This window comes from uncultured Amaricoccus sp., from assembly GCF_937858865.1.
Classification (GTDB): Bacteria; Pseudomonadota; Alphaproteobacteria; order Rhodobacterales; family Rhodobacteraceae; genus Amaricoccus.
On the sequence record NZ_CALLYO010000199.1, the window covers coordinates 1 to 8,872 of the forward strand.

8 protein-coding genes are annotated in these 8,872 nt (G+C 73.0%); all 8 read right to left on the reverse strand.

Going from position 1 to position 8,872, the window contains the following annotated elements:
* The coding region (locus tag Q0112_RS05520; protein WP_297972550.1) for an RES family NAD+ phosphorylase at positions 1 to 628 on the reverse strand (628 nt) is incomplete at its 3' end.
* A complete protein-coding gene (locus Q0112_RS05525; protein ID WP_297972552.1) occupies positions 588 to 968 on the reverse strand; it encodes an antitoxin Xre/MbcA/ParS toxin-binding domain-containing protein in 381 nt (126 codons plus the stop codon). The genes Q0112_RS05520 and Q0112_RS05525, both read right to left, overlap by 41 nt.
* Before the next feature lie 53 nt (positions 969 to 1,021).
* Positions 1,022 to 2,296 (reverse strand): amidohydrolase family protein, encoded by a 1,275-nt coding sequence (locus tag Q0112_RS05530; RefSeq protein WP_297972555.1) that lies wholly within the window; start codon positions 2,294 to 2,296, stop codon positions 1,022 to 1,024.
* On the reverse strand, positions 2,296 to 3,207 hold the full coding sequence (locus Q0112_RS05535) for an ABC transporter permease (protein WP_297972557.1): 912 nt from the start codon (positions 3,205 to 3,207) through the stop codon (positions 2,296 to 2,298). Before Q0112_RS05535 ends, Q0112_RS05530 begins: the two co-directional genes overlap by 1 nt.
* A 215-nt stretch (positions 3,208 to 3,422) precedes the next feature.
* Positions 3,423 to 4,472 carry an ABC transporter permease gene (locus Q0112_RS05540; protein ID WP_297972560.1) on the reverse strand — a complete coding sequence of 350 codons (1,050 nt, stop codon included), beginning with the start codon at positions 4,470 to 4,472 and terminating at the stop codon, positions 3,423 to 3,425.
* Positions 4,462 to 5,967 (reverse strand): ABC transporter ATP-binding protein, encoded by a 1,506-nt coding sequence (locus Q0112_RS05545; RefSeq protein WP_297972568.1) that lies wholly within the window; start codon positions 5,965 to 5,967, stop codon positions 4,462 to 4,464. The genes Q0112_RS05540 and Q0112_RS05545 overlap by 11 nt, the downstream gene beginning before the upstream one ends.
* Complete coding sequence (locus Q0112_RS05550) at positions 5,964 to 6,971, reverse strand: BMP family protein (RefSeq protein ID WP_297972562.1); 1,008 nt, start codon at positions 6,969 to 6,971, stop codon at positions 5,964 to 5,966. Before Q0112_RS05550 ends, Q0112_RS05545 begins: the two co-directional genes overlap by 4 nt.
* A gap of 80 nt (positions 6,972 to 7,051) precedes the next feature.
* Positions 7,052 to 8,785 carry an adenylate/guanylate cyclase domain-containing protein gene (locus tag Q0112_RS05555; RefSeq protein ID WP_297972565.1) on the reverse strand — a complete coding sequence of 578 codons (1,734 nt, stop codon included), beginning with the start codon at positions 8,783 to 8,785 and terminating at the stop codon, positions 7,052 to 7,054.
* Positions 8,786 to 8,872: the final 87 nt, after the last annotated feature.

The following is an 8,872-nucleotide window of genomic DNA, read 5'->3' on the forward strand; positions in this document are numbered from 1 at the left end:
CGGTGGGCGTCGGGGTGCGGAAGGCGCGGCAGGCGAGGACGGCGAGGTTGGCGCGGCGGGCGGGGTCGCGGACCGAGGCGTAGCGGATGACCTCGGTGCCGATCGTGCGGGCGGTGTCGGCGAGGGCCTGGCAGGGTCCGTAGTCGGTGGGGTGGGTCCAGAGGGCCGCGTCGCGGGCGAGCGCGCCGGCGGTCAGGTCGAGGGCGGCGGGGGTGGCGAGGTCGGCGGAGAAGGCGGTGTATTCGGCGGCGTCGTCCGGAAAGGGCGTCTCCGGGCTCTCGGCGTAGAAGAGGAAGCGGTGGAAGGCCATCTCGGCGGCGGCGGTCTCGGGGTGCTCGGCGCCGTACCAGACGCCCGGGGTGAGGCCGGCGCGGCGGAAGCGGGAGCCGCGCGGATAGGGGCGGTAGCGGAAGGGCGTGGCGAGGAGGTAGTCGAGGTGGCGGCCGTCCTCGGGCAAGGGCGGCTTGCTGGCCTCGAGGATGGCCTCGAGGGTCGCCTGCTCGGCGAGGCTGTCGACGAGCTTCAGCGTCGAGACGCGGTGCTGCGCCTCGACGAGGCGCCACGCGGTCCCGGCGAAGGCCCGGGCCTCAGAGCGGAGCGCGGCGGGCGTCCAGGTAGGCGACGACATCGGCGAGGCCCTGCACCGAGGTGATGCGCTCGGCCGGGCGGGCGCCGAGGGCGGCGTTCGGGGCGAGGAGCCAGGCGCGCGCCACCGCCTCGTCGCCGGTGATCGCGTCGAGCGAGCGGAAGACGCGCACGAGGAGGGCGGCGAGCTCGAAGGGCTTTGTGCGCTCGGCGAGCGCGGCCTCGCCGCTGCGGAGGCGGGAAACCTGCGCCTCGGAGACGCCGAGCACCTCGGCGAGGCGGCGGCCGGAGATGCCGAGCCGCTCGGCGGCGCGGACGGCGGCGCGGGTGAGGATGGCCCCGGGGTCGGGCGCGGCGGCGGGCTGGCGGCGGGCGGTCGGCATCGGCGGGTCCTTTCCTTGAGGAAATATAATGCGGGAATCTTCCTGAGGAAAGGTCAGAGTCGGTGGCGGCGGTCGGTGGTGGCCGGGCGGCCGGGGAGGGTCAGGCGCGGGCGGGAGCGGGGGCGCTCGGAGACGATGCGGCCGCGGGAGACGACGAGGAGGCGGTCGGGGCGGAGGCGGAGGGCCTCGATCGGGTCGGCAGCGTCGAGGATGACGAGGCTGGCGCGGGCGCCCGGGCGGAGGCCGTAGTCCGGGAGGTTGAGGATGCGGGCGTTGTCCTCGGTGACCATGGCGAAGCAGGCGCGCATGTCGTCGGGGCTGGTCATCTGGGCGACGTGGAGGCCCATGAAGGCGACGTCGAGCATGTCGGCGGTGCCGAGCGAATACCAGGGGTCGCGGACGCAGTCCTGGCCCCAGCCGACGGTGACGCCCTGGGCGCGGAGCTCCCTGACGCGGGTGAGGCCGCGGCGCTTGGGGAAGGTGTCGTGGCGGCCCTGGAGGGTGATGTTGATGAGGGGGTTCGGGATTGCCGCGACGCCGGCCTCGGCGATGAGCGGGAGGAGCTTGGAGACGTAGTAGTTGTCCATGCTGTGCATGGAGGTGAGGTGGGAGCCGGCGGCGCGGCCCGCGAGGCCGAGGCGGAGGGTCTCGGCGGCCAGCGTCTCGATGTGGCGGGAATGCGGGTCGTCGGTCTCGTCGCAGTGGAGGTCGAGCATGAGGCCGCGGGCGGCGGCGAGCTCGGCGAGGGTGCGGATGGAGCGGGCGCCGTCCTCCATCGTGCGTTCGAAGTGGGGGATGCCGCCGACGACGTCGACGCCGCGGTCCAGCGCGCGGGTGAGGTTCTGGAGGCCGGTTTCGGTGCGGAAGAGGCCGTCCTGGGGGAAGGCGACGAGCTGCAGGTCGAGGTAGGGGGCGACCTTCTCGCGGACGTCGAGGAGGGCTTCGACGCCGATGAGGCGGTCGTCGGTGGTGTCGACGTGGGAGCGGATGGCGAGGAGGCCCATGGAGACGGCCCAGTCGCAGTAGGCGAGGGCGCGGTCGCGGATTTCCTCGGCGGTGGCGGTGGCGCGGAGCTCGCCCCAGAGGGCGATGCCTTCGAGCAGCGTGCCGGAGGCGTTGATGCGGGGGAGGCCGTAGGAGAGGGTCGCGTCCATGTGGAAATGCGGGTCGACGAAGGGCGGGGAGACGAGGTCGCCGGTGGCGTCGATGGTGCGGTGGGCGTCAGTCGGCAGGTTGCCGATGGCGACGATGGTGTCGCCGGTGATGCCGATGTCGGCGACCGTGCCGTCGGGGAGGGTGCCGCCCTTGATCAGGAGGTCGAGGGGCATCAGCGCTCTCCGCGGTTGTAGGGGGTCATCAGGGCGGCGGGGACGCGGGCGCGGCGGGACATGATGACGAGGGCGAGGATGGAGAGGGCGTAGGGGAGCATGAGGAAGACCTGGTAGGGGATGGCGGCGCCGAGCGTCTGCTGCAGGCGGATCTGGTAGGCGTCGAAGGCGGCGAAGAGGAGGGCGCCGAGGAGGGCGCGGCCGGGGTGCCAGGCGCCGAAGACGACGAGCGCGATGCAGATCCAGCCGCGGCCGTTCACCATCTCGAAGAAGAAGGAGGAGAAGGCGGAGAGGGTGAGGAAGGCGCCGCCGACGGCCATGAGGCCGGAGCCTATGGTGACGGCGCCGAGGCGGAGGGCGGTGACGGAGAGGCCCTGGGCCTCGACGGCCTGGGGATTCTCGCCGACGGCGCGGATGGCGAGGCCGAGGGGGGTGCGGGCGAGGACGAAGGCGGTGACGGCGACGGTCAGGAAGGCGAGGTAGGTGAGCGGGGTCTGGGCGAGGGCGCCGGGGAGCGGGAGCGGCTGGAAGGGGTCGATGCGGGGGGGCGTGGTGACGCGAGGGAGCGCGAGGCGGTAGGCGTAGGAGGCCGCGGCGGTGGCGAGCAGCGTGATGCCGAGGCCGACGACGTGCTGGGAGAGGCCGAGGGGGACGGTGAGGAGGCCGTGCAGGAGGCCGAAGGCCATGCCGGCGAGGAGCGCGGTGGCGACGCCGGCCCAGAGGGGGAGGCCGGCGTAGACGGCGAACCAGCCGGTGAAGGCGCCGATGACCATGATGCCCTCGATGCCGAGGTTGAGGACGCCGGCGCGCTCGCAGATGAGCTCGCCCATGGTGGCGAAGATGAGCGGCGAGGCGATGCGGAGGACGGCGGCCCAGAAGCTGGCGGTGAGGAGGATGTCGAGGTGCTCCATGGGTCAGGCTCGCGGCACGCCGGGAGTCGCACGCGTGCGACAAAAGGCAAGTATCTGGAAACACTCGGGTCTTGCAGACGCGTTTACCGGATCTTCAGAAAGGTTTACGCTGGAGGGTGTCGCTCGCCCGTCCCGGGCGGGTGCCTCCGGCGGGCGTGTTTGCGCCGAGATGATGGATGCGGCCGGCGGTGTCCGGGTGTCGCGCAGGTCTTGCATCACCCGCTCCGGATGCGGAAGCGGGTGAGCTTCAGGGCCGCGACCATGGTGAGGAGCGCGGTCGCGACGAGGATGTCGGCGATGTAGCTCGGGACGCCGGCGGCGCGCGACATGGAGTCGGCGCCGACGAAGACGCCGGCGACGAAGACGCCCGCGACGACGACGCCGAGCGGGTGCAGCATGGCGAGCATGGCGACGATGATGCCGGTGTAGCCGAAGCCCGGGGAGAGATCGAGCGTCAGGTTGCCCTTGAGGCCGGCGACCTCGGAGAAGCCGGCGAGGCCGGCGAGGCCGCCGGAGAGGATCGCCGTGCGAAGGAGGACGCGGGGGACTGGCATGCCGGCGAAGGCGGCGGCCGCCGGGTTCTCGCCGACGGCGCGCATCTCGAAACCCAGGGTGGTGCGGGCCATGATCGCCCAGGTGACGAGCGCGGCGGCGAGGGCGAGGGCGAAGCCCCAGTGCAGGCGGAGGCCGCTGACGAGGCGCGGCAGGCGGGCGTCCGGGACGAGGGCCGGGGACTGCGGCCAGCCGAGGGAGAGGGGGTCCTTGAGCGGGCCCTCGAGCAGCATCGAGACGAAGAGGAGCATGATGAAGTTGAGGAGGAGGGTCGTGACGACCTCGTCGACGCCGAAGCGGACCTTGAGGAAGGCGGGGCCGAGGAGGAGGACGGCGCCGGCGGCGAAGGCGGTGAGGGCGAGGAGCGGCAGGAGGAGCGGGGCCGGGGCGGCGACGGCGCCGGTGCCGAGGAGGACGGTGGTGAGGGCGCCGGCGTAGAGCTGGGCCTCGGCGCCGATGTTCCAGAGCCGCGCGCGGAAGGCGACGGCGACGGCGAGGCCGGTGAAGATGAGGGGCGTGGCGCGGTTCAGGGTCTCGAGGAGGGCGAAGCGGGAGCCGGCGGCGCCCTTCAGGATCAGGCCGAAGACGGCGAGGGGGTTGGCGCCGGCGAGGGCGGCGAGGGCGGCGCCGATGGCGAGGGTGAGCGCTAGGGCGGCGAGGGGGAGGCCGAGGAGGCGCGCCGGGGTGGGCGCGGCAATCGGCTCAAGCCGCATGGTCGAAGCCGTGGCCGGCCATCCAGGCGCCGAGCTCGGCCTGGCTGGTTGTGCCGCGCGGGAAGGAGGGCGAGAGGCGACCGGCGCTGATGACGCGGATCTCGTCGGAAAGGGCCTGCACCTCGTCGAGATCCTCGGAGATGAGCAGGATGGCAGCGCCACGGGCGCGGGCCTCGAGGAGGCGGGCGTGGACGTAGGCGACGGCGCCGACGTCGAGGCCACGGGTGGGCTGGTTGGCGAGGATCATCCTGGGCTCGGGCGAGAGGGCGCGGCCGAGGATGAGTTTCTGCATGTTGCCGCCCGAAAGCAGCGAGATGCGGGTGTCGGGGCCGGGGCAGCGGACGTCGTAGCCGGCGATGATCTCCTCGGCGAAGCTGCGGGCGGCGCGCCAGTCGATCCAGCTGCGGTGGCTGAAGGGGGGCCGACCATAGGCTTCGAGGATGGCGTTCTCGGTGAGGGTCATGGCGGCGATGGTGCCGGTGCGGTGGCGATCCTCGGGGATGCGGGCGATGCCACGGGCGATGGCGGCCTGGGGCGACCAGCCGGGGCCGGCTGGGAGGCCGGCGGCCTGCATCTCGCCGGAGGTCGGCGCGAGGGTGCCGGCGATGAGGGCGGCCAGCGCGGACTGGCCGTTGCCGGAGACGCCGGCGAGGCCGGTGATGCGGCCGCCCCTGAGGGTGAGGTCGATGGCGGAAAGGCCGGGGGCGGAGACGGCGCGGAGCTCGAGGAGGGGCGGGCCTTCCGGGACCGGCGGGATCTCCTGGGTGGGGAGGTCGGCGCCGACCATCAGGCGGGCGAGCTGGTGGCGGTCGGTGTCGCGGGTTCGGACCTCGCCGACGAGGCGGCCGTGGCGGAGGACGAGGACGCGGTCGGAGACTGCGAGGACCTCGCGCAGCTTGTGGGAGATGAAGACGATGGAGAGGCCCTGCGCCACGGCGAGGCGGAGGGTGCGGAAGAGGGCCTCGGTCTCCTGCGGGGTGAGGACGGCGGTGGGCTCGTCGAGGATGAGGATGCGGGCGTCGCGCCAGAGCGCCTTCAGGATCTCGACGCGCTGGCGCTCGCCGACGGCGAGGTCGGCGACGCGGGCGGCGGGGTCGACCTCGAGGCCGAAGCGGCGGGCGAGGTCGCGGATGCGGGCGCGGGCGTCGCCCTGGCCGAGGCGCCAGAGCGGGCGGGTGCCGAGGAGGATGTTTTCCGCCACGGTGAGGTTGTCGGCCAGCGTGAAATGCTGGTGGACCATGCCGACGCCGGCGGCGAGGGCGGCGCGGGGGTGGCCGGGCGGCAGCGCGGTCCCCATGACCTCGACGGTGCCGCTGTCGGCGGTGTAGTGGCCGAAGAGGATGTTCATCAGCGTGGTCTTGCCGGCGCCGTTCTCGCCGAGAAGGGCAATGACCTCGCCCTTTTGCAGGGCGAAGCTGATGTCGTCGTTGGCGAGCTGGGCGCCGAAGCGCTTGGTGATGCCTTTGAGGCGGAGGACCGTCTCGGGCACGGTCAGGAGGACTTCGGCTCGCTGTCGTCGATCGCGACCTCGAAGCTGCCGTCCTTGATCGCGGCCTCGCGCTCGGCGACGAGCTGCATCGCGGCCTCGGGGACCTTGCCCTCGAAGGTGCCCAGGGGGGCGAGCGAGCTGCCGCCGTTGCGCATGAAGGAATAGACGCCGTAGTCGGCGGCCTTGAAGACGCCGGCGTTGATGGCGTCGAGGGCGGCCTGCAGCGTCGGCTCGAAATGCCAGAGGGCGGAGGCGACGACGGTTTCGGGGTAGTCCGCCTGGGTGTCGATGACGTTGCCGATGGCGAGGACGCCGCGCTCCTTGGCGGCGTCGGAGACGCCGAAGCGCTCGGCGTACATGACGTCGGCGCCGGCCTCGATCTGGGCGAAGGCGGTCTCCTTGGCCTTGGGCGGGTCGAACCAGGAGCCGATGAAGGCGACCTGGAAGCTGGCGTCGGGGCGGGTTTCCCTGACGCCGGCCGTGAAGGCGTTGACGAGGCGGTTGACCTCGGGGATCGGGAAGCCGCCGACGACGCCGATCTTGCCGGACCGGGTCATGGCGCCGGCAATGATTCCGGTGAGATAGCTCGCGTCCTGGATGTAGTTGTCGAAGACGGCGAAGTTGGGGTAGGCCGCGTCGGGCGGCAGGCTCGAGCCCATGAGGAAGGCGGTCTCGGGATAGTCGGCGGCGACGGTGCGGGCGGCCTGCTCGACGCCGAAGACCTCGCCGAGGATGAGCTGGTGGCCGGCCTCGGCGTATTCGCGCATCACCCGCTCGTAGTCGGTGTTGGCGGTATTCTCGCTGAAGACGTACTCGATCTCGCCGGCGGCGACGGCGGCCTCGGCGGCCAGGTGGATGCGGCTGACCCACTGTTGCTCGACCGGGACGGTGTAGACGGCGGCGACCCGGATCGGGTCGGCGGCGAGGAGGCGGGTCGGGAGGCCGGCGAGCGCGAGGGCGCCGGTGGTCTGCATGAGGCGGCGGCGGGAGATGCGGAAGGTGGCTGGCATGGCTGTCCCCTCTTTGGCCCTCGGACGGTAGAGGCGGGCTCGATGGCTCGCAATAGTCCTGTCGCGAGCGACGCCGCATCTCAGGCGACGGTGTCCGCCGCCTCGGCCGGCGTCGCGGCCCAGGGTGTCACCGGCGCGGCGAGCCCCTTGAGCTCGAGGGGCGGCAGGGCGGCGAAGCGGACGAAGCCGGCGGAGGCGAGGGCGTCGCGGACCGGGGCGGAGACGAGGACGGTGTCGGGGGGCGCGGCGGCGCAGAGGCGGGCGGCGAGGTTGACGACGCCGCCGAGCATGGTGAAGTCGAGCCGCTCGCGCGAGCCGATGGCGCCCATGACGACCTCGCCCGAGGCGATGCCGACGCCGACGTGGAGATCCCAGTCGGGATGGACCTCGAGCAGGTGGGCCAGCGCCTTCTGGATCTCGAGGCCGCTCGCCACGGCGTTCTTCTCCTTGTCGGGGCCCTGGAAGACGGCGACCACCTCGTCGCCGATGAACTTGTCGACGTCGCCGCCGTTGCGCTCGACGATCTCGGTCTGCACGTCGAGATAGTCGTTCAGCATCTCGATCACCACCTCGGGCGCCACCGCCTCGGCAAAGGCGGTGTAGCCGCGGATGTCGGAGAAGAGCGCCGCGACGGAGCGGCGCTCGCCGCCGCGGGCGACGCCCCGCTCGTCGGCGGCGCGGATGGCGGAGACGGTGCCGTGGGAGACGAACTTCAGCAGCTGCAGGCGCTCGCTGAGCTCGCGGATCATCGCGTTCATGCGGGCGGCGAGGTCGCCGATCTCGTCGCGGGTGGCGACGCCCTCGACGCGGGCGGCGAGGTCGCCCTGCCCTACACGCTCGGCGACAGCGCCGATCTTCAGGATCGGGCCGGTCAGGCGGCCGGCGAAGAAGAGGGCGGCCGCGGCGGCTGCGGCGAGGCCGGCGAGGCCGACCATGAGGAGGTTGCGCAGCATGTGGTTGACGACGGCGTAGGCGTTCGACTCGGAGAGCTCGGTGATGACGGCCCAGGGGAAGCTCTCGGGGAAGGCGTAGGCGGCGAGCATCGGCTCGCCGTCGGGGCGGACGTAGCCCTCGATCGCCTCGGGGCGGGCGGCGCCGAGGACGAGGGGGGCGGCGTTCGCCACGATGCCGCGGTCGGCGAGGAGGCGGGGGGCGAATTCGAGGACGGTGCGGCCCTCGGCGTCGACCACCTCGATCTCGCCGCGCCGCGCGAAGGGGTTGTCGCGGACGAGGGCGCCGAGGGGCGCGAGGTTGACGCGGGCGGTCAGGATGACGCTGCGGCCGGCGAGCTCGGCCCGGAGCGGCAGGGCGACGGTGGCGAGCCAGTCGCCGGTCGCCGCGATGCGGCCGGGCATGAACTCGCCGTAGCGGCCATCGCGGCGGATGGCGTCGATCTCGGGGGCGGGCGTGGTCAGGGTCTCGACCGGGTCGAGGCCGGCGCTGGCGAGATGCTGGGAGAAGGCCTGGTCGGTGACGAGGATCGGCAGGTCGGAGCCCTCGAGGCTGAGCTGGAGGGCGGCGATGTTCGGAATCTGCGAGAGGCCGAGGGTGAGCAGCGAGACCTTCTGCTCGACGCCGAGGTCGGGGCTGTCGACGCCGTTGCGGATGACGCGGAGCGGCGTGAGCCAGCGGCCCTGGACGGTGGTGTCGAAGGCGGCGGCGAGGTCGCCGGCGACGCGGGCGAGGCTCTCGTTGGCGGCGCTCTTCAGCTCGTCGCGGGCGATGCGGACGAGGTTCTGGCCGACGAGGGCAAGGGGTGCCGTGGCGAGGAGCGCGGCGAAGAGGAAGAACTTGGCGCGGAGGGGGAAGCGCATCAGGCGGCGTTCCGGGCGGCGGGCGCGGGGAGTCGGCGCTTTGAGCGCCGTTCGCCCGCATGCGCGGGCTCGGTCCCGGAGGCCGGC